This is a genomic window from Bradyrhizobium sp. (assembly GCF_027451485.1).
Classification (GTDB): domain Bacteria; phylum Pseudomonadota; class Alphaproteobacteria; order Rhizobiales; family Xanthobacteraceae; genus Bradyrhizobium.
Genome location: NZ_DAIDJE010000043.1, coordinates 22,290 through 44,206, shown reverse-complemented (window position 1 = coordinate 44,206; position 21,917 = coordinate 22,290). Strand labels below are relative to the sequence as shown.

The 21,917-nt window shown below is 62.1% G+C and carries 20 protein-coding genes; 13 read left to right on the top strand and 7 right to left on the bottom strand.

Annotated elements, in window-relative coordinates:
• Window positions 1-5 precede the first annotated feature (5 nt).
• From ispH to rnhA, 3 genes are read left to right on the top strand one after another with little or no spacing between them, the layout of a single operon-like run.
• Window positions 6-971 (top strand): 4-hydroxy-3-methylbut-2-enyl diphosphate reductase, encoded by a 966-nt coding sequence (ispH, locus tag NEZ08_RS06005; RefSeq protein WP_298105155.1) that lies wholly within the window; start codon window positions 6-8, stop codon window positions 969-971.
• Between the two features lie 18 nt (window positions 972-989).
• On the top strand, window positions 990-1,958 hold the full coding sequence (locus NEZ08_RS06000) for a homoserine kinase (RefSeq protein ID WP_298105153.1): 969 nt from the start codon (window positions 990-992) through the stop codon (window positions 1,956-1,958).
• 11 nt (window positions 1,959-1,969) lie between these two features.
• The gene (gene rnhA / locus NEZ08_RS05995) at window positions 1,970-2,422 is read left to right on the top strand and encodes a ribonuclease HI (RefSeq protein ID WP_298105150.1); all 453 of its coding nucleotides are present in this window, start codon (window positions 1,970-1,972) and stop codon (window positions 2,420-2,422) included.
• Window positions 2,423-2,540: 118 nt separating this feature from the next.
• On the opposite strand, the gene NEZ08_RS05990 is transcribed toward rnhA, so the two are convergent.
• The 6 genes from NEZ08_RS05990 to NEZ08_RS05965 form a co-directional block, all read right to left on the bottom strand.
• A complete protein-coding gene (locus NEZ08_RS05990) occupies window positions 2,541-3,026 on the bottom strand; it encodes a peroxiredoxin (protein ID WP_298105147.1) in 486 nt (161 codons plus the stop codon).
• A gap of 132 nt (window positions 3,027-3,158) precedes the next feature.
• The gene (locus NEZ08_RS05985; RefSeq protein WP_298105145.1) at window positions 3,159-4,841 is read right to left on the bottom strand and encodes a long-chain fatty acid--CoA ligase; all 1,683 of its coding nucleotides are present in this window, start codon (window positions 4,839-4,841) and stop codon (window positions 3,159-3,161) included.
• A gap of 178 nt (window positions 4,842-5,019) precedes the next feature.
• Complete coding sequence (locus NEZ08_RS05980; protein WP_298105227.1) at window positions 5,020-6,348, bottom strand: D-alanyl-D-alanine carboxypeptidase family protein; 1,329 nt, start codon at window positions 6,346-6,348, stop codon at window positions 5,020-5,022.
• A 277-nt stretch (window positions 6,349-6,625) separates the two neighbouring features.
• A complete protein-coding gene (locus tag NEZ08_RS05975; protein ID WP_298105142.1) occupies window positions 6,626-8,404 on the bottom strand; it encodes a glucan ABC transporter ATP-binding protein/ permease in 1,779 nt (592 codons plus the stop codon).
• A 322-nt stretch (window positions 8,405-8,726) separates the two neighbouring features.
• Window positions 8,727-9,863, bottom strand: a complete 1,137-nt coding sequence (locus NEZ08_RS05970; protein WP_298105139.1) for a lactonase family protein — start codon at window positions 9,861-9,863, stop codon at window positions 8,727-8,729.
• Window positions 9,864-10,124: 261 nt separating this feature from the next.
• Window positions 10,125-11,162 carry an ABC transporter substrate-binding protein gene (locus tag NEZ08_RS05965; protein ID WP_298105135.1) on the bottom strand — a complete coding sequence of 346 codons (1,038 nt, stop codon included), beginning with the start codon at window positions 11,160-11,162 and terminating at the stop codon, window positions 10,125-10,127.
• Between the two features lie 342 nt (window positions 11,163-11,504).
• On the opposite strand from NEZ08_RS05965, the gene hisE reads away from it, so the two are divergent.
• The 6 genes from hisE to NEZ08_RS05935 all read left to right on the top strand — a co-directional run bounded on the left by hisE (window position 11,505) and on the right by NEZ08_RS05935 (window position 15,466).
• Window positions 11,505-11,897 carry a phosphoribosyl-ATP diphosphatase gene (gene hisE / locus NEZ08_RS05960; RefSeq protein WP_298105130.1) on the top strand — a complete coding sequence of 131 codons (393 nt, stop codon included), beginning with the start codon at window positions 11,505-11,507 and terminating at the stop codon, window positions 11,895-11,897.
• 52 nt (window positions 11,898-11,949) lie between these two features.
• Window positions 11,950-12,531, top strand: coding sequence for a YqaA family protein (locus NEZ08_RS05955; protein ID WP_298105127.1), 582 nt, complete (start codon window positions 11,950-11,952; stop codon window positions 12,529-12,531).
• Complete coding sequence (locus NEZ08_RS05950) at window positions 12,528-13,082, top strand: hypothetical protein (RefSeq protein WP_298105124.1); 555 nt, start codon at window positions 12,528-12,530, stop codon at window positions 13,080-13,082. Before NEZ08_RS05955 ends, NEZ08_RS05950 begins: the two co-directional genes overlap by 4 nt.
• 210 nt (window positions 13,083-13,292) lie before the next feature.
• Window positions 13,293-14,261, top strand: a complete 969-nt coding sequence (locus tag NEZ08_RS05945; protein ID WP_298105121.1) for a nitronate monooxygenase family protein — start codon at window positions 13,293-13,295, stop codon at window positions 14,259-14,261.
• Window positions 14,262-14,374: 113 nt separating this feature from the next.
• Window positions 14,375-14,623: a hypothetical protein gene (locus NEZ08_RS05940; protein ID WP_298105118.1), complete on the top strand. Its 249-nt coding sequence runs from the start codon at window positions 14,375-14,377 to the stop codon at window positions 14,621-14,623.
• Between the two features lie 150 nt (window positions 14,624-14,773).
• Entirely contained in the window at window positions 14,774-15,466 is a 693-nt protein-coding gene (locus tag NEZ08_RS05935) for a hypothetical protein (RefSeq protein WP_298105225.1), read from the top strand.
• Window positions 15,467-15,503: 37 nt separating this feature from the next.
• On the opposite strand, the gene NEZ08_RS05930 is transcribed toward NEZ08_RS05935, so the two are convergent.
• Complete coding sequence (locus NEZ08_RS05930) at window positions 15,504-16,472, bottom strand: GGDEF domain-containing protein (RefSeq protein ID WP_298105222.1); 969 nt, start codon at window positions 16,470-16,472, stop codon at window positions 15,504-15,506.
• A 421-nt stretch (window positions 16,473-16,893) separates the two neighbouring features.
• Here NEZ08_RS05930 and aspA point away from each other — a divergent pair, with 421 nt between their 5' ends.
• The 4 genes from aspA (at window position 16,894) to NEZ08_RS05910 (ending at window position 21,915) form a co-directional block, all read left to right on the top strand.
• Window positions 16,894-18,351 carry an aspartate ammonia-lyase gene (gene aspA / locus NEZ08_RS05925; protein WP_298105115.1) on the top strand — a complete coding sequence of 486 codons (1,458 nt, stop codon included), beginning with the start codon at window positions 16,894-16,896 and terminating at the stop codon, window positions 18,349-18,351.
• Window positions 18,352-18,510: 159 nt separating this feature from the next.
• Window positions 18,511-19,422 (top strand): dioxygenase, encoded by a 912-nt coding sequence (locus NEZ08_RS05920; RefSeq protein ID WP_298105112.1) that lies wholly within the window; start codon window positions 18,511-18,513, stop codon window positions 19,420-19,422.
• A gap of 134 nt (window positions 19,423-19,556) precedes the next feature.
• Window positions 19,557-20,801, top strand: a complete 1,245-nt coding sequence (locus NEZ08_RS05915) for an amino acid ABC transporter substrate-binding protein (RefSeq protein ID WP_298105107.1) — start codon at window positions 19,557-19,559, stop codon at window positions 20,799-20,801.
• A 244-nt stretch (window positions 20,802-21,045) separates the two neighbouring features.
• On the top strand, window positions 21,046-21,915 hold the full coding sequence (locus NEZ08_RS05910; RefSeq protein ID WP_298105219.1) for a branched-chain amino acid ABC transporter permease: 870 nt from the start codon (window positions 21,046-21,048) through the stop codon (window positions 21,913-21,915).
• Window positions 21,916-21,917: the final 2 nt, after the last annotated feature.

Below are 21,917 nucleotides of genomic sequence, written 5' to 3'. Positions count from 1 at the left end.
GTTTTATGCCAGCCAAACCCCCCCTGAAAATCGTACTTTGTTCGCCGCGTGGCTTCTGTGCCGGCGTGGTCCGGGCGATCGATACCGTCGAGCGCGCGCTCGCGATCTATGGCGCTCCGGTCTATGTACGCCACGAGATCGTGCATAACCGCTATGTCGTGGACAGCCTCAAGACCAAGGGGGCGATTTTCGTCGAGGAACTGTCCGAAATCCCCGACAATACCAATGCGCCCGTGGTATTCTCGGCCCACGGGGTTCCCAAATCGGTGCCGGCCGAGGCCCAGACCCGCAATTTCTTCTCGCTCGATGCCACTTGTCCCCTGGTCACCAAGGTGCACCGGGAAGCAGCGATCCATTTCAAGCGCGGCCGCGAAATTCTCCTGATCGGTCATTCACATCACCCGGAAGTGGTCGGCACGCTCGGGCAGTTGCCGCCTGGCGCGGTGACGCTGATCGAGACGGCAGAGGACGCGGCGACCTTCATGCCGAAGGATCCCAACAATCTCGCTTTCGTGACCCAGACCACGTTGTCGATCGACGACACCGCGGAAATCGTCGCGATGCTGAAGGGCCGCTTTCCGAACATCTCCGGCCCGCACAAGGAGGACATCTGCTACGCCACGACCAACCGCCAGCTTGCGGTGAAGAAAGTCGCTCCGGTGGTCGATGCCCTGATCGTCGTCGGCGCTCCGAACTCATCGAACTCGCAGCGTCTGCGTGAAGTTGCCGAGCGTGAAGGCTGCAAAATCGCGATTTTGGCGCAGCGTGCCGGCGACCTCGACTGGTCGCGCTTCGACGGCATCAAGAGCCTCGGCATTACTGCAGGCGCTTCGGCGCCCGAAGTGATCGTGGAAGAGATCATGGGCGCCTTCGCGGAGCGCTATCAATTGCATGTGGAGACGGTATCGGCAGCGGAAGAAAACGAGTTCTTCCCGCTGCCGCGTTCGCTGCGGCCTGACGCTGCGGAATAATCCAACATCGGGTCTTACATGGCGGTTTACACCGACGTTGCCGCCGACGAGCTTGCGGACTTCCTGACGAACTACGAGATCGGCGAACTGTTGTCCTACAAGGGCATCGCCGAGGGCGTCGAGAATTCCAATTTCCTGCTGCATACGACTTCCGGCTCGTTCATCCTGACGCTGTACGAAAAGCGCGTCGCCAAGAGCGACCTGCCGTTTTTCCTCGGCCTGATGACGCATCTGGCTTCGCGCGGGCTCAATTGCCCGCAGCCGGTAAAGGACAAAAGCGGCGAGGCGCTGCGCACCCTGGTCGGCCGGCCGGCGGCGATCATCACCTTTCTCGAAGGCATCTGGCCGCGCAAGCCCAACGCCGCCCATTGCGCCGGCGTCGGCAAAGTCTTGGCGCAAATGCATCTGGCGGGCACAGATTTTGCGATGTCGCGCGAGAACGCGCTGTCGGTTGCGGGATGGCGGCCGCTGTTCGAGCAGGCGGCTGCGCGCGCCGACGATGTGCAGCCGGGCTTGCGCGACTGGCTCGCGGCGGAGCTCGATTATCTCGAAAGCGGCGTCTGGCCGAAGAACCTGCCGGCCGGGGTCATCCACGCCGATCTGTTTCCGGACAATGTGTTCTTCCTCGATGACCGGGTCTCCGGCATCATCGATTTCACTTTCGCCTGCACCGACATGCTTGCCTATGACGTCGCGATCTGCCTCAACGCCTGGTGCTTCGAGAGCGACTGCTCCTTCAATGTCACCAAGGCGCGGGCGTTGCTCTCGGCCTACGGCCGCGAGCGGCAGCTGTCAAAGGCGGAAGAAGACGCGCTGCCGCTGCTCGCGCGCGGCTCGGCGCTGCGCTTCCTGCTGACGCGCCTGGTCGATTTTCTCAACGTGCCGAAGGGTGCTCTGGTGCGCCCGAAGGACCCGCTGGAATATGTCCGCAAGCTGCGCTTTCACCAAAGCGTATCCTCGATCCGCGATTACGGCGTTCTCGTGTGAAAGGACGCAACGTGAGCGCGCTTCCGCAAGTCATCATTCACACCGACGGCGCCTGTTCGGGCAATCCCGGTCCGGGCGGCTGGGGTGCGATCCTGCGCTTCGGCGAGGTCGAGAAAGAGCTGAAGGGATTCGAGGCCCACACCACAAACAACCGCATGGAATTGATGGCGGCGATCTCGGCGCTGGAAGCGTTGAAAAAGCCCTGCGTGGTCGATCTCTATACCGACAGCCAGTATGTGCGGCAGGGCATCACGGGCTGGATTTTCGGCTGGAAGAAAAACGGCTGGCGGACCGCCGACAAGAAGCCGGTGAAGAACGCGGAGCTGTGGCAGCGTCTCGATGAGGCGCTCAAGCCGCACCAGGTGAGCTGGCACTGGGTCAAGGGCCACGCCGGTCACGACGAGAACGAGCGCGCCGATCAGCTGGCACGTGACGGCGTCGCGATGGCCAGGCTGAAGGGGTAGCCACCCGTCACGGTCGGGCTTGCCCCAGCCATCCACGTCTTGCTTTCGTGGCAGCCAAAAACGTGGATGCCCGGGACAAGCCCGGGCATGACGCCGCTTGGATGCTGTTCGTACGACTTCAAAGCTGCCCGAGCAACGTGTCGCCGCCGGAGACCTCGACCTTGCCAGGCGCGGCTTCGAGGTTGAGCTTTTTCACGACACCGTTGTCAACCAGCATCGAATAGCGCTTGGAGCGGATGCCGAGTCCGTTGCCGGAAGCGTCCAGATCCATGCCGATCGCCTTGGTGAACTCGGCGTTGCCGTCGGCGAGGAAAGTGGCTTCATCGCGCTGATCGGTGTCGCGCTTCCAGGCATTCATCACGAAGGCGTCGTTGACGGAAACGATCGCGATCGTGTTCACGCCCTTGTCCTTGATGGCATAGGCGTTCAGGAAGATGCTCGGCAGATGCATCTTGTGGCATGTGCCGGTGTAGGCGCCAGGCACGGCGAACAGCGCGACCTTCTTGCCCTTGAAGATATCGTCGGTGGTTTTGACCTGGACCCCGTCCGCGGTCATCACGCGAAATTGGGCCTCGGGCAGCTTGTCGCCAACTTTGATCGTCATCGTGTTCTCCTTGGATGGTCCCGATCGTTCTAGACCGGCACGGGGCGCCTCACAATATTTCCGGTTGCGGCGAGACGGCAATAAGCCATGCCGTTCACCGTTCCGTCATCACCGCGTTCGGGGCTTGCAATTTTAGGCCGCCGCCGCCTTCTCGTCGCGCAACTCGCGGCGCAGGATCTTGCCGACGTTGGTTTTCGGCAGGCTGGTCCTGAACTCGATCTGCTTCGGCACCTTGTATGCGGTGAGCTGCGTGGCGCAAAACTTGATGACATCCTCGGCGGAAAGGTTTTGATCCTTCCTGACGATAAAGGCCTTTACGGCCTCGCCGGACTTGGCGTCGGCAACCCCGATCACCGCGCATTCGAGCACGCCGGGATGGCTCGCGATCACTTCCTCGATCTCGTTCGGATAGACGTTGAAGCCGGAGACCAGGATCATGTCCTTCTTGCGATCGACGATCTTGGTGTAGCCGTCGGCGCTCATCACGCCGATGTCGCCGGTGCGGAAATAGCCGTCCGCGGTCATCACCTCGGCGGTCTCCTCCGGCCTGTTCCAGTAGCCGGCCATTACCTGCGGACCCTTGGCGCAGATTTCGCCGGGCTGACCCAGCGGCACTTCGTTGCCGTCGTCGTCGCGGATCGACAGCCAGGTCGAAGGGACGGGAATCCCGATCGAGCCGGTAAAGCGGTCGGTGTCGGCGGGATTGCAGGTCAGCGTCGGCGAGGTCTCCGACAGGCCGTAGCCTTCCGAAAGCGGGCAGCCGGTCACGGCCAGCCATTTTTCCGCAACGGGCTTTTGCGTCGCCATGCCGCCGCCGTTGGAAACCTTCAGCTTCGAGAAGTCGATCTTGTCGAAGCCCGCCGTGTGCAGCAGCCCGTTATAGAGCGTGTTAACCCCCGGAAAGAAATTGACCTGGTATTTCGACAGCTCCTTGACGAAGCCCGGCAGATCGCGCGGATTGGGGATCAGCAGGTTGACCCCGCCGGCGCGCACTGCCAGCAGATAACAGGCGGTCAGCGCGAAGATGTGATAGAGCGGCAGCGCGCAGACGATCAGGAGCTGCTCGACATGCGGTGGCTTCTTCAGCGCCGGCTGCAACCAGGCATCGTTTTGCAGCACATTGGCGAGGATGTTGCGGTGGAGCAGCGTCGCGCCCTTGGAAACGCCGGTGGTGCCGCCGGTATATTGCAGGAAGGCAACATCGTCGGGCACCAGGCGGGGCTTCTGGAAAGTCATGGTCCGCCCCGCCGCAATCGCGTCGTTGAACGAGATGGCGCGGGGGATCGAATACGGCGGCACCATCTTCTTCACCCGCCGCACCACGAGATTGACGATGACCCCCTTAAGGCCGAGCAGGTCGCCCATGCTGCCGATAATGACGTGCTTGACCGAGGTCTTGCCCATCACCTGCTGCACGGTCGTCGCAAAATTCTCCAAGACGATGATGGCTTCAGCACCGGAATCCTTGAGCTGATGTTCGAGCTCGCGCGGGGTGTAGAGCGGATTGACGTTGACGACCGCATAACCGGCGCGGAGCACCGCGGCTGTCGCGATCGGATATTGCAGAATGTTTGGCATCATCAGCGCGACGCGCGCACCCTTTTCAAGGCCCTTGCTCTGGAGATAGGCGGCGAGCGCGAGCGACATCTCGTCGAGGTCGCGGTAGGTGATGGACCTGTCCATGCAGATGAAGGCTTTGCGATCCCTGAACTTTGCAAAGCTTTCTTCGAACAGTTCGACCAGGGATGAATACTGGGTCACATCGATATCGGCGGGGACGCCTGCCGGATATTGCTTGAGCCAGATGCGCTCCATATCACTTCCCCTCTGGGCCTATTCCTGGATGTTGTCCGTTTCGGCGGGCCGGAACTTTTTTATTATTTGGCGATATTGAGCATTGCCGCCGCCAATGGCAAGCGGCGGCCGGGCAGCGGCGCGGCCCCGGCAGTCCCGGAAGGTTAACGAGGGTGGATTTCGATCCGCTCGGGCGGGATCAGCCGTTGCTGTTCTTGACGTCGGATTTCGAGGAATCGGATTTGGGCGCAGGCTTGGCTCGTTTCGCCGCCGCTTTTGGCTTGGCTGGTTTGTCCGAAGCTGCCGGCTTGTCGGCAGTCTTTGCCGGCGCGTCCGGCTTGGCGTTGACGTGCTTGACCGGCTTCGGCTTGGCGGCATTGCCGGCCTCGTCGGGACCTGCCTCGGGCGGCTTTTTCGCCGCGTGGTGCGCCTTCTTGCCATGCCGCGCCGCAGCCGTCTGCTCGTTGGAATCGGCTGCCACCGCGGCGATCAGCGCGGCGCCGGTGCGGGTTGGCCCGGTATAGACCGGGATCGGTTCGGACGGGGCGGGCGCGGCTGCAAGGATTTCCGACGGCTTTAACGCCGGCGTCTGGCCCGTCGAGAAAAAGGCGAGCGCCTGGCTCGAGCCGTCGGTGCCGTTGCTGGCGGAAAGGTCGTCGTCGTCGCTGGCCGGCTTGTGATGCTTGCCGCTGCACATTTCGTCGTGCAGGTCGGGCGGCGACGCATTGACCGGTACCAGATTGTCCACTGTGCCAAGAGAGGGTTTCAGCCATGACAGCGAGTCGTTGGCAAAGCCGCGGTCGAGCAACTGGATCGCCTTCACCGCACGAGCCTGGCCGGAGGATGCGCCAAGCACGACGGCGATCAGCCGCTTGCCGTTGCGCGTCGCCGACGCGACAAGGTTATAACCGGACGCGCAGATGAAGCCGGTCTTGAAGCCGTCCGCGCCGGGATAGCGCCCGATCAGCTTGTTGAAGTTCTGCGTGATCCTGTGGCCGTAACGAATCGACGGAATGTGGACGAAATATTCGTATTCGGGCAGATCGTGAATGATCGCGCGGGCCAGGATCGCCTGATCGCGCGCCGAGGTGATATGACCATCGGCCGGCAGCCCGTTCGGGTTGACATAGTGCGTCTGCGTCATGCCGAGCCGATTGGCATTTTCGTTCATCAGCGCCGCGAATCCGTCGATCGAGCCGCCGACGCCTTCGGCCAGCACCACGGCCATGTCGTTGGCCGACTTCACCAGCATCATCTTCAGTGCGTTGTCGACGGTGACCCGTGTGCCGGGCCGGAAACCCATTTTGGAAGGAGATTGCGAAGCGGCGGTCGGCGAAACCGTGAACAACGTGTCGAGCGTGATGCGCCCTTCCTTGACTGCCCTCAGCGTCACATAGGCCGTCATCATCTTGGTGAGCGAGGCCGGATACCACGGGTAGGTTGCGTTCTCGGCTTGCAGAACCTTGCCGCTATCGGCTTCCACCAAGAGCAGTGCCTCGGCATTCGCGGCGTGCGCGGCCAGCGTCATGGCCGCGAGAAGGACGATCGAACGCAAGGACGATCTGAAAGGCGAGGCGCGATGAAAATGCACTGTCCGGTTCCGGTCCTATGAGACCCGCCCCTGCACCAAGGCGGTCTTCGCGGTTTGACATTCGAATGTTGAGCGTGCCCGGCGGTGGAAGGCAACCTATACCGGGTTGCCGCTTGGGAACAGAGGCAAAGTGGAGTCGGTTTGATACCCGCTTCCTAAACGAAATGGGCCGAATTTCGACGGTGCGCCGGTTCTGACAATGACGTGAGGTGCTCTAAGAGGCCGTCAGGCTCGCGCGCGCGCCTTCCTGCACCATGAACTGGGCCTTCGCCAGTTCCGAGAATCGCCCGCCTTTCGCGACAAGTTCATCGAAAGTTCCGCTTTCGATCACGCGTCCGTTGTCGAACACCAGGATCTGCGTGGCGTTGCGGATGGTCGACAGGCGGTGGGCGATGACGAAGGTCGTACGTCCCTTCATCACTTCATCGAGGGCGGCGTTGACCTTGGCTTCCGTGACCGCATCGAGCGCGCTGGTCGCCTCGTCGAGAATGAGGATCGGCGGATCCTTGAGTAAGGCGCGCGCGATCGACAGACGCTGACGCTCGCCGCCGGACAACAAGCGGCCGCGCTCTCCGGCATTGGTGTCGAAGCCGCGCTCGCTGCGCTCGATGAATTCCAGCGCCTGCGCCCGGCTGGCGGCAATCCGCAGTTCCTCGTCGGTCGCGTCCGGCTTGCCAACCCGCAAGTTGTCTGCAAGCGTCCGGTTGAACAGCAGCGCTTCCTGGAACACCACGCCGATGTTTCGCCTGAGCGCGTTGAGCTTCAAGCCGCGCACATCCATCCCGTCGATCTTGATGAAGCCCGATTGCGGGTCGAAGGCGCGGTGCAACAGGGCAATCGCGGTGGATTTTCCGGCGCCGGTCGGGCCGACCAGCGCGATGGTCTGGCCGGGCAGCGCCGTGAAGGTGAGATCTTCGACCGCCGGCCGCTTGCCGTCATAGGAGAACGAAACGTCATTGAACTCGACAAGGCCCGAGAGACGTCCGGTATCGATCGCGTCCGGCCGGTCACGTACCGTCGGCACCGCATCGAGCACGTTGAAGAATTCGGTAAGCCGCGGCGCCTCCATGAAGACATTGTTGATGAAGCTCACCACCTGCTCGAGCTTCTGGATCAGAAGCGTGGCGAACGCGACGAAGGTCACGATCTCGCCGACCGAGGTGAGGCCCTGTTCGTTGAGGAAGATGCCGACGGCGAAGATCGCCAGAATCGTGATCGTGGTGGAAGCCTTCGTGATCACGGTGACCATCGCCCACCATGACAGCACCGGCATCTGCGCCGCCAGCAATTTGTCGGCGACGAAGCGCACGCCCTGCACCTCGGCGTCGATACGGACGAAGCTTTGCACCAGCGCAACATTGCCGAGCGCGTCGGACGCGCGCGCCGACAGATCGCTGTAGTAAGCCTCGACATCGCTCTGCATGCCGTAGGTCTTGCGCACCACCAGCGTCGTCAGGACGGTGAAGATCACGCAGAGCAGGAACAGAAGGATCGCCAGCCGCCAGTTGATATAGAGCGCGAGTGGCAGCAGCACCACCAGCGACAGGATAGCAGCGAAATGTTCGCGGAAAAAACCGAGCCACAGCCGCCACAGCGCGTCGGTGCCGTTGAGCATCACTTTCATCAGCCGCCCGGAATGGGTACCGGTATGAAAGGTGAGCGGCAGTTGCAGGATGTGCTCGAAATAGCCGGTCAGCACGGCCTGACGCTGGCGGTGCGCCAGGCGGTCGGCATGCAGCGCCACCCATGCGCCGCACAGGATCGTGAACAGGCCGAAAGCGGCCCAGGCGAGAAGCATCGGCCAGGCCGATGTCGATCCAAGGCGACCGGCGGCGGCCTTGCCGGACATCGTGTCGACGATCTTGCCGAACAGCACCGGTTCGGCGAATTGCGCGGCGGCGAGCAGGAGGTTGGCGCCGGCGAGAATCCACCCCAGCCGCGTTTCCTTGCCAAGCAGCCCAAGCACGCGTGCATATAGGCGAAGCAAAGACATGCGGTCCCAAAATATCAGGTCGCGATAACGTTCAGCCGGTCGAATACATCTTAATCTGGGATCGTGGCGGAGAGCCAGCGTACCGTTATGGCGTCGACGGTGGATCGCGAAGTCCGAACGCTCGTCGACGGGGCAAGCGCGCGGTTGTGGTATGCCGTTTGGCGAGAGGAGGTCGTCTTCGAGCGAAGTGAAAAACCGCTTGGCGTGAGGAAAACGCCTCAAACAGCAATCTGCAGAGAACGTTATTTCTTCGAATGCGGCCTTGATCTGACGTTCGCTAACCGTTCGCGGATACTCCATGCGAATGTCAAAATCGACCGCACTAGTCGTGGATCCTGTCGACGATCTCGACCCAGTTCGGCTGCTGACCCATCGGATATTGCCTCACGCTTTTCAGTTCGCCAGTGTTCTGATCGATTGCATGGACAGTCAGGCTTGCTGAATCCAGACCCACCGCCAGCAAGAACCTGCCGCGCGGATCAATGTTGAAGCCGCGCGGGGTCTTCTCGGTCGGCCACTTGCCGATTTTGGTCAGCGTGCCCTTCCCCTGGTCGATCTTGTAACCATGCAGCATGCTGGTTGTGCGCACGGCTCCGTAAAGGAACTTGCCGTTTGGCGTCACGTGGATGTCGGATGCAAAAGCCGAATCCTTTTGGTTGTAATCGCCGGTGTCGACATATGCGACCTCGCTAAGTGTTCCCTTGTCCCTATCGATGGAATAGGTGCCAATGGTCGCAGTCGTCTCCGTGATGAGATAAGCCCAATTGCCGTTCGGGTGGATGGTGAAATGGCGCGGCCCCGCACCGGCCTTGGTGGCGACGGTCGGCGGATCGTTGGGCGTCAGCATGCCGGTGCCGGCATCGAGCTTGAACTGCATGACGAGATCAGCCCCGAGCACAGGCACGTAAACATGCCTGTTGCTGGCGTCGATGAAGACGCAATGCGCCTTCGGCTTGGTGTCGATGACTTGGCTCGCCGTGCCTTCGACGGCATGGCGCGCGTCGATCGGGTAGACGGCCACCTTGGCGCCGGTATAGGAGGCGCCGAGCAGGTGTTTTCCGGTCTTGTCAACATTGATGTAGGCCATCTGGTCGACCAGTGGCGCCGCACCGAGATGGACCAGCCTTCCGTTGCTGTGGTCGATGGAGAACGTCGATACAGGATACGGCTCGCTGCGCAGTTGGGCATAGATGAAGCGCTTGTTTGGAGCCGTCGCCATCGGCAGGCTGACCAGCGATGTCTTCTCCGAGCCGGGTACTGGCGCCTTCTCGATCATCGTGAGTTCACCGGTTTCCCGGTTCATGCCGAGGACATAGATGTCCTTGGTGCCAGCGTTCGAAACGTAGACGAACGTTTCGTGGCCATCAGCAGCCACTGCTCTCTTCGCTCCGATTCGCGAAAGGGCGCCGAGTGCAGTGATCCCGCCGATCCCGAGATGCAATACGTGGCGTCGTCTCATGATGAACTACCCTCCTGCCCTTTCAATTCATGCTCGGTCCGACCCGCAGCGTCCACGGTGTTGCGAGACACACCTCACCAATTTTGGAGCTGCCCGTTAGTCCTCAGCGCCGTCTGGCGGTTACGGACGACTAATTCTGTCGTTATCCACGAGGTGCCGTTACTTGAGCTTAGCTTCGCCATCCAGCGGGCGCGAGCACATTCTGCTGCTCAAGGAGCGGTGCAGCCCTGCATCAGGGCACCCCGGACATTCGGCGCTGTCTCAGTTGATCAGACGGTCGGCGCGGGGCGGCAGGAAGCCGTCGTCGAAAATGTCGGCCGCGTGGGGACGCTTGGCGAATTTGAAGCCTTCGCCGACCTGATCGATCGAGCGTTCGAGACGGGCCGGATCGATCCCGCCGAGGCCGTTGCGATTGACTTCATCCGTCATGATGTTGTCGCGGACGACGGCGTGCAGCCGCTCCAGCTCCAGCTCGCGCGAGCCTTGCTCCATTTGGGTAAGCACCTGATCGACCGCGTGACCCTCGTCGCGGAGGGTCAGGCCGATCCCGGCAATCAGGGCCCGCACGAAGCCCTTCACGGCATCCGGCTGCTTGGCGGCGAATGCGGGATTGACGATCACGGCAAAGCCATAGGCGTCGCAGCCGTAGTCGGCAAAGCGAAGCACAGCGAGGTCGTCGGCGGGAACGCCGCGATCCCGCAGGTTCACGGCCGAAAGATAGGAAAAGCCCGTGACGGCGTCGACCTGACCGGCCGACAGCATCGGCTCACGCACCGCCGCGCTGATGGCGCTTTGCTTGACCTGGTCGAGACGGATCTCGTTCTGGTGGGCGAGGGCCGGCCACAGGCCGGCCGAAAGGTCGCTGGCGGCTATTCCCAATGTCTTGCCCTCGATGTCGGACAACACGTGGATGCCCCGGCTCTTGCGGGCGACGATGGCGTAGGGTGCCTTGTTGAACAGCACGAACACGGCCTTTACCGGCGCCGAGCCTTGGCTGCGGAATCGGATCAGCTCGTTGAGATCGACAAGGGCAAATTCGCTGGCACCGGAGGCGACGCTGGCGATCGCTTCGGGCGATCCGGCGACGATGTTGGGGGTGACGTTGAGCCTCTCGCCGGAGAACAGGCCGTCGGTCATGGCAACGATCAGGGGAGCTGCACCGGCGTCGATCGGGCGATCGAAGGAAAGTCCGACCGCCAGGGGGTGACCGGTCTCCGTGGCGCGGCCCATCTGTGAGCCCAGGCAAACCCAGGCGGCGAGACAACAGGCGATGAGTGACTGAACTGCGCGCATCGGCATCGCACCGAACTATGGAAAGTCTATTGCCGCTTCGGATGTGTCGGTTTCATGACGCCGGCATTGGCATTCTGCCAACGGCAATCTGAACCGCAGGTGAGCAAGCATGGTTTCTGGCTGGTGTGCACGAGCGGCGACGTTCACAACTAAGCGATTGCGCACCGGCTCCGTAGTGCTACGGCGGTGACGTGGCCGGCTGTCATGGCTACTGAGCCGGGCCGGTCACCGCTTCGGCGCCTTCAAATCGCGCGGCCGGATTAAGTCGCTGCTCACCGTGGCCGGTGGTTTTGCGGCGTTTGCGACGTTATTAACACGCTGGCGAGGCGTTTGGATTATCTTAAAGACATGAGTGATTCGCTCGAACGGCTCTATCAGGCAGTCATGGCGGCCAAGGATCTCGATCCTTCGGTTTCGCGAACGGCCCGGCTGTTTCAGCGCGGTCCCGACAAGATGGCAAAGAAGCTCGCCGAAGAGGCGATCGAAGTCGTCATCGATGCCGTCAACGGCAAGACTGACGCCGTTGTCCGCGAAAGCGCCGACCTGCTCTATAACCTCACCGTTTTGTGGGCATCCGCCGGTGTGCGCCCCGAAGACGTCTGGCGCGAGATGGAGCGGCGCGAGAACCTGCTCGGGATCGCCGAGAAGATGCCGAAGTCGCCGGTGAAGGTCCCGCCGCCCCGCCTGTCGCGGCGACCAATTGTCGCGCTTGAAGGGCGCGCTTTGCGCAAGCGCCACTGATTTCCTGCCGTTCCGGCATGGACAAATCTGCGCTGTGATGCTTCATCGCGGCATGCTCAGACGCATCTACGATTGGTGTATCGACGCCGCCGACAAGCCTTACGCGTTGTGGATCCTCGGGGCAGTCGCCTTTGCGGAAAGTTCCTTCTTTCCGGTTCCTCCCGACATCATGCTGCTGCCGATGTCGCTGGCGCGGCCGGCGCGCGCCTGGCTGTTTGCGACTCTTTGTACGATTGCCTCGGTGGCCGGCGGCGTGCTCGGTTATGCGATCGGAGCGCTTCTCTATGACTCGGTCGGGCAGTGGCTGATCAATCTCTATCACCTCGGCGACAAGGTCGAAGCCTTTCGCGCGTCCTATGCCCAATGGGGCAGCCTGATCATCCTGCTGAAGGGGCTCACGCCAATCCCCTACAAGCTCGTGACGATCACATCGGGCTTTGCAGGCTACAATATCTGGCTGTTCATCCTATGCTCGATCATCGCCCGGGGCGGCCGCTTCTTCATCGTGGCGATCGTGCTCAACCGCTACGGGGATTTCATCCGCGCCGAAATCGAGAGGCGTCTCGGCATCTGGGTGACGGCGTTCCTGGTTCTGCTCGCCGCCGGCTTCGTCATCGCGATCAAGCTGGTTTGAGGTCGGCGGCCCTTATCGCCCTCGTTTGGGTTTTGGCGGCCGGCACCGCTTGGCCGCAAACGGCGGTACCCCTGCAGCAGGCGCCGGCGCAACTCGCACCCTCGCCGGGGAACGGGCAAGTCCCCGGACCGCAGTCGGATGCACCTCAGCCAGCAGCCCCGGAGAATCCGGGCTTGTTCAACGAAATGGGCAAGATGCTGGAAAAGTCCCTGTCGATCCTGCCGTCCCTGAAGAGCCCGGGCGAAACGCTCGACGAGCTCCACGCAAAGACCAAGGACGTCGTCAAGGATGCCGGGGAAAGCCTGTCGCGACTGGCGACGCCGTCATCCATGGCGACAGGCCGTATTCCCTGTCCTGCGGCCGCCAATGGCGCCGCCGACTGCAAGATGGCCGCTGACAGGCTATGCCAGTCCAAGGGCTTCAAGGAAGGCAAGAGTCTGTCGACAGATTCGGTCGAAGCTTGTTCGGCGAAAGTTCTGATCCCGGGCCGGACACGCAAGCCGGGCGATTGCCGCACCGACAATTTCGTCACGCGCGCTTTGTGCCAGTAGGCCGCGGCAAGACTGTCATTCCCCACGAGAGCGGCGAATCCGGAATTCCAGAGCAGCTGAGATGATCGGGCGTCACCGCGTACCGGGTCGCCCGGTCAAGCCGGACGATGACCGAGAATCACCGCGATTGCCTTTTTGATATGATGTCTGGCATCCTTTGGCGCCCGGGCAAAAATTTTCCGTAGCCCGGAAAGTTGAGGATTCTTGCTGATGTCGATGCCTGCGCTGTTCAAGGGCCGCCTGTCGCTTCCAGTGATCGGGGCGCCGCTGTTCATCATCTCGGTGCCCGATCTCGTGATCGCCCAATGCAAGGCCGGCATCGTCGGCGCGTTTCCGGCGCTGAACGCCCGTCCGCCCGAATTGCTCGACGCCTGGCTGACGCGGATCAAGCAGGAGCTCGCCGAGTACGATGCGGCCCATCCGGAGCGGCCGTCGGCGCCGTTTGCGGTCAACCAGATCGTGCATCGTTCAAACAACCGCCTCGAACACGATCTGACGCTGTGCGAGAAGCACAAGGTGCCGATCATCATCACCTCGCTCGGCGCGCGCGAGGAAGTCAATGAGGCTGCGCATCGCTGGGGCGGTATCGTCTTCCACGACGTGATCAACCAGAAGTTCGCCCACAAGGCGGTCGAAAAGGGCGCCGACGGCCTGATCCTGGTTGCCGCAGGTGCTGGCGGCCACGCCGGCGTGATCTCGCCCTTCGCCTTTGTGGCGGAGACGCGGAAATGGTTCGATGGGCCGATTGCCTTGTCGGGCGCGATCGCCAATGGCCGCGCCATCCGTGCCGCGCGCCTGTTGGGCGCGGACTTCGCCTATATCGGTTCGGCCTTCATCGCCACCAAGGAGGCCAATGCGGTCGACCGCTACAAGGAGATGATCACGAGCTCGAGCGCGGAAGATATCGTCTATTCCAACCTCTTCACAGGCGTGCATGGCAATTACCTGAGGCCGTCGATCGTGGCGGCGGGGATGGATCCGGATAATCTCCCCACGTCGGATGCCTCGAAGATGAGTTTCGGCACCGATGCGTCCGGCGAGCGCGCCAAGGCCAAGGCCTGGAAGGACATCTGGGGGTCGGGCCAGGGCGTCGGCAGCGTCAGCCAGGTCGTGCCGGCGGCCGAACTGATCGCGCGCTTCAAGAGGGAATATGACGCGGCGGTGGATCTTCCGCTGTAACGCCCGCGCATACCGTCATTTAACCCGCAATTAACCACGTCCGCCCAAGACTTGGCTCCAGCGCCGGCCGCACCATCGCGCGGTCTGCGGGAACCGGGTTTCGAGGGTGTGACATGGATTTCGAGACGCTTTTTGCCAAGACGCCGGCAACCCTGGATGAAATCAGGCGCCGTGTCGCTTATGCGCTCGATCGCCATCCGCTTTGCCGCGATGCGCAATTCGACGTCGTCCGCCTGCCTTTCACCGCAAAGGGCGGCCGCAACTGGACCATCAGCTGGCAGACGGTCGCGCCGGATGCGCTGTGGGAGGCTTCCGACATCGTTGCCGACATTCAGGACGCCTACGAACTTGTCGCCGCCTGATCGCTTGCAACCGGTTCCCGGGGCGGGGACCGGAGGTGTCCGATCGTCATCTTGGCGGCACCGTTAGGCCTTATTTCTCGCCGCTATTGTGGGGAAGGTACTGCGGTGGGCAGGCCGGTCAAGCGCAGATCCCGTGAAATGGAGAGTTACCTGTCAAAAGCCGTCACCATTATCGCTCTGACCTGCTTCCTGGTCGTAGGTTCGGCGGTCGCCGCCATTCTGGGGCAGGACAGCGTGCCGGCCGCGAGCATCACCTCCATGGCGACACCGTCAATCCCGGCGCAGGCTGTCGTATCGAACCAGGAAGGCAAGGCGGACAGGCTGAGGGTTGCCGCGCTCGCACCCGATCCGGTTCCGCCTGAGCCTACCGGTGCGATTTCCCCCGAGCCGCTGCGGCAGGCCTTTGCGCCGGCCGCTTCTCCCGAGGCGGAGGCCGCCAAGGAGATTTACAAGGAAATCTCGAAGGAAGTCTCCAGGCCAGCGGATGAGGCGCCGACGTCGTCAAAGCCGCATGCCTCTGCGAAGCCGCCCGTGCAAAAGTCATACACGCTGTTGAGCGATGCGCAGATCGCCGGCATCAAGCAGCGGCTGCAACTGTCGGCATCGCAGGAATATTATTGGCCGGCGGTGGAGACGGCGCTCCGTGCGGTGGCCCGCAGGCTGCACGCCACGCGGCAGGCCGATCCCAATGCGCCGGTGCATATCGATCCGGACTCTGCGGAAGTCCAGCAGTTGAAGTCGGCGGCGATGCCGCTCCTGTTTCAGCTGCGCGAAGATCAGAAGCGCGAAGTGCGCCAGCTCGCCCGCCTGATCGGTCTGGAAAAAGTGGCGTCCATGATCTGAATGGCCGGGGCGGCGCCATCGCTTTGAAAACCAAGCTCTAAGCCGCGATCTCTTCTTCGGTCTCCCTGACCGTCCGGTTGCGTCCCTTGCGCTTGGCCTGATAGAGCGCCTTGTCGCAGCGCGCGATCAGGCCATCGGCGGTTTCGCCCATGCGGAATTGCGCCACGCCCATCGAAACCGTCACGCTCGAAATTTCCTCGCCGGTCGTGCGCCGCGTCAGCCGGGCGTCGGCGATACGGCGGCGAACGCGCTCGGCCACCTCGATGCCGGCATCGATCGCCGCTCCCGGCAGGATCGCCATCAGCTCCTCACCGCCAAAACGCGCGGCGAGGTCGCAGTCGCGGACGTTTTCCTGGAGCACCTTGGCGACCAGCCGCAGCACCTGGTCGCCGACCTGATGTCCATAGCCGTCGTTGAACTGCTTGAAATGGTCGACGTCGAGCATCAGGATGCTGAGCGGCGTTCCCGCTTCCATGGCCGTGATCTGCGCCGCGCGCAGGAATGCTTCGAGCGCGCGGCGGTTGGCAAGCCCGGTGAGAGCGTCGGTGTTGGAATGCTGCTCCGCCTCCTTCAGCGAGTCCTTGATTTGGTCGAGGTCTTTCGTGGTCTGAAGGAAGTTCGCTTCAAGCGCCGAGGAGCGGCTCGTCGCATGCGACAGCTCCTCTACCAGCCGTTCGATGATCGGCCGCGGATCGACCGCGCCCAGGCATTCCGATTTGACCTCGCCGAGATTTTGCATCTGCGTGCGATTGTCGATGATCGCGGTCGTAAGATATTCCTGCGCGCTCGCGATGACGCTGCGCAACTGCTCGGGAAAATCTCCGCTCGTGCTCGCATGCGGGTTGACGTAGGTGACGTAGAGTTCGCGGTTGACGGCGGAGTCGAACTTGCGCTTGTTGGCGATCAGGATGTCGATGGTCTTCTTCAGCGTGAGTGATCCGCCCATCGCGTAGTAGAACCAGACGGAGAAATTATCGGGCGTCGGCGGTACGCCGTGCTGCGCCATCATACGGTTGGCCCGATCCGCGATCGACGTCGCGAAATCGAAGTCAATCTCGTTGCCGGAGCCGCTGATTCCTTGAGCCATCCCACCCAGGAGTTTTGTTCAAGTTCTTGGAAAGTCGGTCGGTTAACCGAAAAATGGTCTCGGATCCCCGGCAAAAGGCGGGAAATCGTACCGTTGACGATAGGTCTCACATCTAAAGGATGGCTTAAACATTGCGGAGAGCCGTCCGCTTGCTGGCATCCAAAATCCGGAAAAAGGTAAATGCCTGCGAGAAAAACGGCCACGATCAGCGCGTTCAATTGCGGCCCATAAGACGCCGCAATGTGAAGCTTTCGCGCCTGCACAAGTTGAATCAAAAGCTTGGAAATCCGGTTCGATCCTGTATTGATCGCTCCCCCGCGACAACGCAGGAGACCTCTCCATGAGCATGCGACGCGAGCACGATCTATTGGGCGACCGCGACGTTCCGGGGCAGGCCTATTACGGAGTCCACACGCTCCGGGCCGTCGAAAATTTCCCGATCACCGGCACCCCGATCTCAATCTATCCCGATTTGATCAAGGCGCTGGCGTCGATCAAGATGGCGGCGGCGCGAAGCAACCGTGACCTCGGGCTGCTCGATGCCGCGAAAGCTGACGCTATCGTCGCTGCCGCCGAAGAGATCAGGGGTGGAAAGTTCCACGAGCAGTTCGTCGTCGACGTCATCCAGGGCGGCGCCGGTACCTCGAGCAACATGAACGCCAACGAGGTGATCGCGAATCGTGCGCTGGAACTGCTCGGCCGCTCGAAGGGTGACTACACGTTCCTGCACCCCAATGAAGACGTCAACATGAGCCAGAGCACCAATGACGTCTATCCCACGGCGCTGAAGCTCGCGGCCTATTCCGGCATCATGCGCCTCGTCGATGCCATGGCGATGCTGCGCGGCACCTTCGAGGCGAAGTCGGAGGAATTCAAGGACATTATCAAGATGGGGCGCACCCAGTTGCAGGACGCCGTTCCGATGACCCTGGGGCAGGAATTTTCGACTTACGCGGTGATGCTCGGCGAAGACGAACTGCGCCTCAAGGAAGCGGTGCTTCTGATCTGCGAGATCAACATGGGCGCGACCGCGATCGGCACCGGGATCAACGCCCATCCGGATTATGCGCGGCTGGTCTGTCAGCACCTGCGCGACGTCACCGGCATCCCGGTCGTCACCGCGTCGAACCTGATCGAGGCCACCCAGGATTGCGGCGCCTTCGTACAGCTCTCGGGCGTGCTCAAACGCGTCGCCGTGAAACTGTCCAAGACATGCAACGACCTGCGGCTGCTGTCGTCGGGGCCGCGGGTCGGCCTCAACGAGATCAACCTGCCGCCGATGCAGGCGGGCTCCAGCATCATGCCGGGCAAGGTCAATCCTGTCATCCCCGAGGTCGTCAACCAGATCGCCTTTGAAGTGATCGGGAACGACGTGACGGTGAGCTTTGCGGCCGAGGCCGGCCAGTTACAGCTCAACGCCTTCGAACCGATCATCGCTCACAGCCTCTTCAAGAGCGTCAACCATCTGCGCGCCGGCTGCCTGACACTGGCCGAGCGGTGCATCAGGGGCATCACAGCCAACCGCGACGGTCTGCGCCGCGGCGTCGAGCGCTCGATCGGCATCGTCACCGCGCTCAATCCATATATCGGCTACGGCAATGCGACCGAGGTTGCGCAACAGGCGCTTCTGACCGGCCAGAGCGTCTATGATCTGGTGCTCGCCAGGAAGCTTCTGACCCGCGAGCAGCTCGACCAGATCCTTCAGCCGGAGGTACTCACCCAGCCGCGGATGTTCGGCACCCCCGCGACGGCCGCGCAGACCCATCCGCTCAGCGTCCGCCGCGACGAGACCGACTGAACATTTCTCATCTGGTGAAAATTCGGACGGGGAATCCGATTTCCCGGCCCGGCCACGGCGCGGGATTTGCGGTTGCGCCCGGAGAACGATAGGCTGCCGGCCAGCAAAAAAAGCCATGGCTGGCCAAGGTCATGGCCAAGCGGACCTTAGGAGGAGCGCATGCAGGAGTTGACGCCTGACAACATCACGCAGGCCGTGCTCGACCAGATGGCTACAACGACCAATCCGCGCCTGAAGGAAATCATGGCATCGGCGGTGAAACACCTGCATGCTTTCGCCAGGGACGTAAATCTCACGCCGGCGGAATGGCTCAAGGGCATCGCCTTCATGACGGCGGTCGGCAAGATATGCACGCCAGCGCGGCAGGAATTCATCCTGTTGTCGGATACGCTGGGTCTCTCGGCACTGGTCAACGGCCTGCACGATGAAACGGCCATGGAAGAGGGAACGCATACGAGCTTGCTCGGACCCTTCTACCGCGAAGCCACGCCGCATCTGGCCCCCGGCAGCCAGATCGCCAGGAACGCCCGGCCCGAGACTGAAATCGCCCTGTACGGTTATGTGACTGACGTGAACGGCAAGCCGCTCTCCGGGGCCACCGTGTCGCTCTGGCAGACCAGCGCCAGCGGCCTCTATGACATCCAGGAGAATCCGAATTCGGTCGACTACCGCGGCATCTTCACCACCGACGCCAGGGGCCTGTTCGTTCTGCGCACGGTGAAGCCGCTCGGCTATTCGATCCCGATGGACGGCCCGGTCGGCGAAATGGTTCGCGCCCAGAAGAGGCACGGCATGCGGCCGGCGCACATTCATTTCCTGGTCGGCGCGCCCGGCTATCGCGAACTGGTGACGGCGCTTTATTTGCGCGACGACCCGCATCTGGCCGACGACGTGGTGTTCGGCTCTTCCGGCGATCTCGCGGTCGATATCAACCCGAAGGACCCGGAGTGCCCGATTCCAGGGGTGCCGAGCATTCGCTTCGACATGCGCCTGTCACGCGAGACGGCGGCTGACCGGGCCAGCGGCCGGGTCGGCGCCGATCCGGCCGCGATCCTGAAACAGCCGGCTTGACCTGCAGGGTCATGCGACCAGAGTTTGGGTTGTGGTCGGGCATGGCCCGGCCGTAACCTTGAGTGACGTCTTTCATTACTGTCCGCAATACGGAACGAAAGAATCCGGCTCGGACGATGCATAAGGGAGGAATAATGAAACGCAGAACGTTTCTCGGCGCCGCCATCACCGGCATCGGCGTCTCGCTGATCGGAAAGGCTGGGGCCGATCAGCCGCCGATCAAGATCGGCATGTCAATGCCGCTGACCGGCGGACTCGCAGGCGGCGGCAAGCCCTCGCTGCTGGGCATCGAGATCTGGCGCGACGACATCAATGCCAAAGGCGGCATGCTCGGGCGCAAGGTCGAACTCGTCGTCTATGACGACAAATCAAGCGCATCGGAGACGCCGGCGCTCTATTCCAAGCTGCTCGACATCGACAAGGTCGACCTGCTCTTTGCGCCCTACGCGACCGTTCCGACCGCGCCGATCATGCCGCTCGTCAAGCAGCGCGGCATGGTGCTGATCGGCAACTTCTCGTTCCAGGTCAACAGCAAGATCCACCACGACATGTGGTTCAACAATGCGCCGTGGGGTCCGGCCGACGCCTGGGCATCGGCGTTTCTCGATATCGGCCAGAAGGCCGGCGGCAAGACCGTGGCGTTGCTCACCGCCGATCAGGAATTCGCACAGAATCTGGCCAAGACCGCGCGCGAAGTTGCCGGCAAGCGCAACCTGCCGATCGTGTTCGATCAGGCCTATCCGCCGAACACCGTGGAGTTCTCCAGCATCATCCGCGCCCTCAGTGCCGCCAAGCCCGACATCGTTTATGTCGCGTCCTATCCGCCGGATTCAGCCGGCATCCTGCGCGCCGTCAACGAGATCGGGGTAGGCGACAACGTCAAGCTGTTCGGCGGCGGCATGGTCGGCCTTCAGTTCGGTCCGGTGATGGCGAAAATGGGCTCGCTGCTCAACGGTGTCGTCAACTTCAACACCTGGCTGCCGGAGCCCGGCATGTACTACGACGGTACCAAGGCTTTCTTCGAGGAATATTCCAAGCGCGCCGTCGCGGCCAAGGTCGATCCGCTCGGCTTTTATCTGGCACCGTTCGGCTATGCGTCGGGCCAGCTCATCGCCGCCGCCGTCAAGGCGACCAACTCCCTCGACCAGAAGGCGATCGCGAAGTACCTGCATGAAAACGAGGTCAAGACCATTGTTGGTCCGATCGCGTTTTCGGCAGACGGTGAGCGCAAAGAGACTGCAACTCTGCAGGCGCAGTTCCAGGGCATTGTCGACAACAACATCGATCAGTTCAAAAAGCCCGGCAAGCAGGTCATCCTGTTTCCCGAGAAGCTGAAATCCGGCAATCTGATCACGCCCTTCGAAGCCGCGCGGAAGTAACGTCGCTAAGATATCCGCGAGATGAAGAGTTCGTTCTCCCCGCTTGCGGGGGAGGGCTGGGGAGCTTGGACGAATTTGCGTGTAAATTTCGAATATGGAGCAAGCCCCTCATCCGGAATCCAACATGCGTCCGGCTTCCGACCTCTTCCCGCGTCGGGGAGAGGTGCATGGGCGTGAAGACATGGCGCTCTAAAGCAGCGAACTTTTGAGTAGGCGGGGCGAGGGGAGCCTGACATTGTTTTCGATGGACCTGCTGCTCGAGGCGGTCGTGACTGGCGTGCTGCTCGGCTGCTTCTATGCGGCCGTCAGCATCGGGCTGTCGGTTTCCTTCGGGCTGCTTGACGTGCCGCAGGTGGCGCATCCCGCCTTTCTGGTGATGGCGTCGTACGCCGTGTTTTTTCTCAATGACGGCTACGATATCGATCCGCTGCTGGCGGGGGTTCTGATCACGCCGCTTCTGTTCGTGTTCGGGCTTCTCGCCTACCGGCTCTATTACGAGACATTCGAGCGGCGCGGCACCGATGCCGCCGTGCGTGGCATCGCCTTCTTCTTTGGCATTGCCTTCATCATCGAGGTGCTGCTGATTCTTTATTTCGGTGTCGACCAGCGTTCTGTAACGGCCTCCTATATCGGCAAGTCCTGGCGGATCGCCGGCATGCGGGTTCCGCTGCGCCTGATGGTGGCGTTTGCGGTTGCGGGCGGATTGACGCTGCTGCTGTCGGTCTACCTTTCGCGTACTTTCATGGGCCGCGCGATCCGCGCGGTGGCGCAGGACGAGGAAGCGGTGCGACTGATGGGCGCCAATCCGGTTCGTATCAAGCAATGGGCGTTCGGGATCGCGACGGCGGTGCTCGGCGTCGCCGGCGCGTTGCTCATCATCGTCTCGCCCGTCGATCCGACCCTCGACCGCGCCTATATCGGCCGGACCTTCTGCGTCGTGGTGATGGCCGGGCTCGGCAGCATGACCGGCACGCTCATAGCCGCGATCATTCTCGGCATCGCCGAGACGATCGTTCTGACGATGTTCGGCGCGTCATGGGCGCCGGCGATTTCCTTTGCCCTGCTGCTCGGCATTCTCGCCGTGCGCCCGCAGGGCCTGCTTGGCAGGCGATGACG

Coding starts and splice junctions, on each gene's coding strand:
- ispH (WP_298105155.1), top strand. CDS start 6: ATGCCAGCCAAACCCCCCCTGAAAATCGTACTTTGTTCGCCGCGTGGC.
- NEZ08_RS06000 (WP_298105153.1), top strand. CDS start 990: ATGGCGGTTTACACCGACGTTGCCGCCGACGAGCTTGCGGACTTCCTG.
- NEZ08_RS05990 (WP_298105147.1), bottom strand. CDS start 3,026: ATGACGATCAAAGTTGGCGACAAGCTGCCCGAGGCCCAATTTCGCGTG.
- NEZ08_RS05985 (WP_298105145.1), bottom strand. CDS start 4,841: ATGGAGCGCATCTGGCTCAAGCAATATCCGGCAGGCGTCCCCGCCGAT.
- NEZ08_RS05980 (WP_298105227.1), bottom strand. CDS start 6,348: ATGACGCTGGCCGCGCACGCCGCGAATGCCGAGGCACTGCTCTTGGTG.
- NEZ08_RS05975 (WP_298105142.1), bottom strand. CDS start 8,404: ATGTCTTTGCTTCGCCTATATGCACGCGTGCTTGGGCTGCTTGGCAAG.
- NEZ08_RS05970 (WP_298105139.1), bottom strand. CDS start 9,863: ATGAGACGACGCCACGTATTGCATCTCGGGATCGGCGGGATCACTGCA.
- NEZ08_RS05965 (WP_298105135.1), bottom strand. CDS start 11,162: ATGCCGATGCGCGCAGTTCAGTCACTCATCGCCTGTTGTCTCGCCGCC.
- hisE (WP_298105130.1), top strand. CDS start 11,505: ATGAGTGATTCGCTCGAACGGCTCTATCAGGCAGTCATGGCGGCCAAG.
- NEZ08_RS05955 (WP_298105127.1), top strand. CDS start 11,950: ATGCTCAGACGCATCTACGATTGGTGTATCGACGCCGCCGACAAGCCT.
- NEZ08_RS05945 (WP_298105121.1), top strand. CDS start 13,293: ATGTCGATGCCTGCGCTGTTCAAGGGCCGCCTGTCGCTTCCAGTGATC.
- NEZ08_RS05940 (WP_298105118.1), top strand. CDS start 14,375: ATGGATTTCGAGACGCTTTTTGCCAAGACGCCGGCAACCCTGGATGAA.
- NEZ08_RS05930 (WP_298105222.1), bottom strand. CDS start 16,472: ATGGCGCAGCACGGCGTACCGCCGACGCCCGATAATTTCTCCGTCTGG.
- aspA (WP_298105115.1), top strand. CDS start 16,894: ATGAGCATGCGACGCGAGCACGATCTATTGGGCGACCGCGACGTTCCG.
- NEZ08_RS05920 (WP_298105112.1), top strand. CDS start 18,511: ATGCAGGAGTTGACGCCTGACAACATCACGCAGGCCGTGCTCGACCAG.
- NEZ08_RS05915 (WP_298105107.1), top strand. CDS start 19,557: ATGAAACGCAGAACGTTTCTCGGCGCCGCCATCACCGGCATCGGCGTC.
- NEZ08_RS05910 (WP_298105219.1), top strand. CDS start 21,046: ATGGACCTGCTGCTCGAGGCGGTCGTGACTGGCGTGCTGCTCGGCTGC.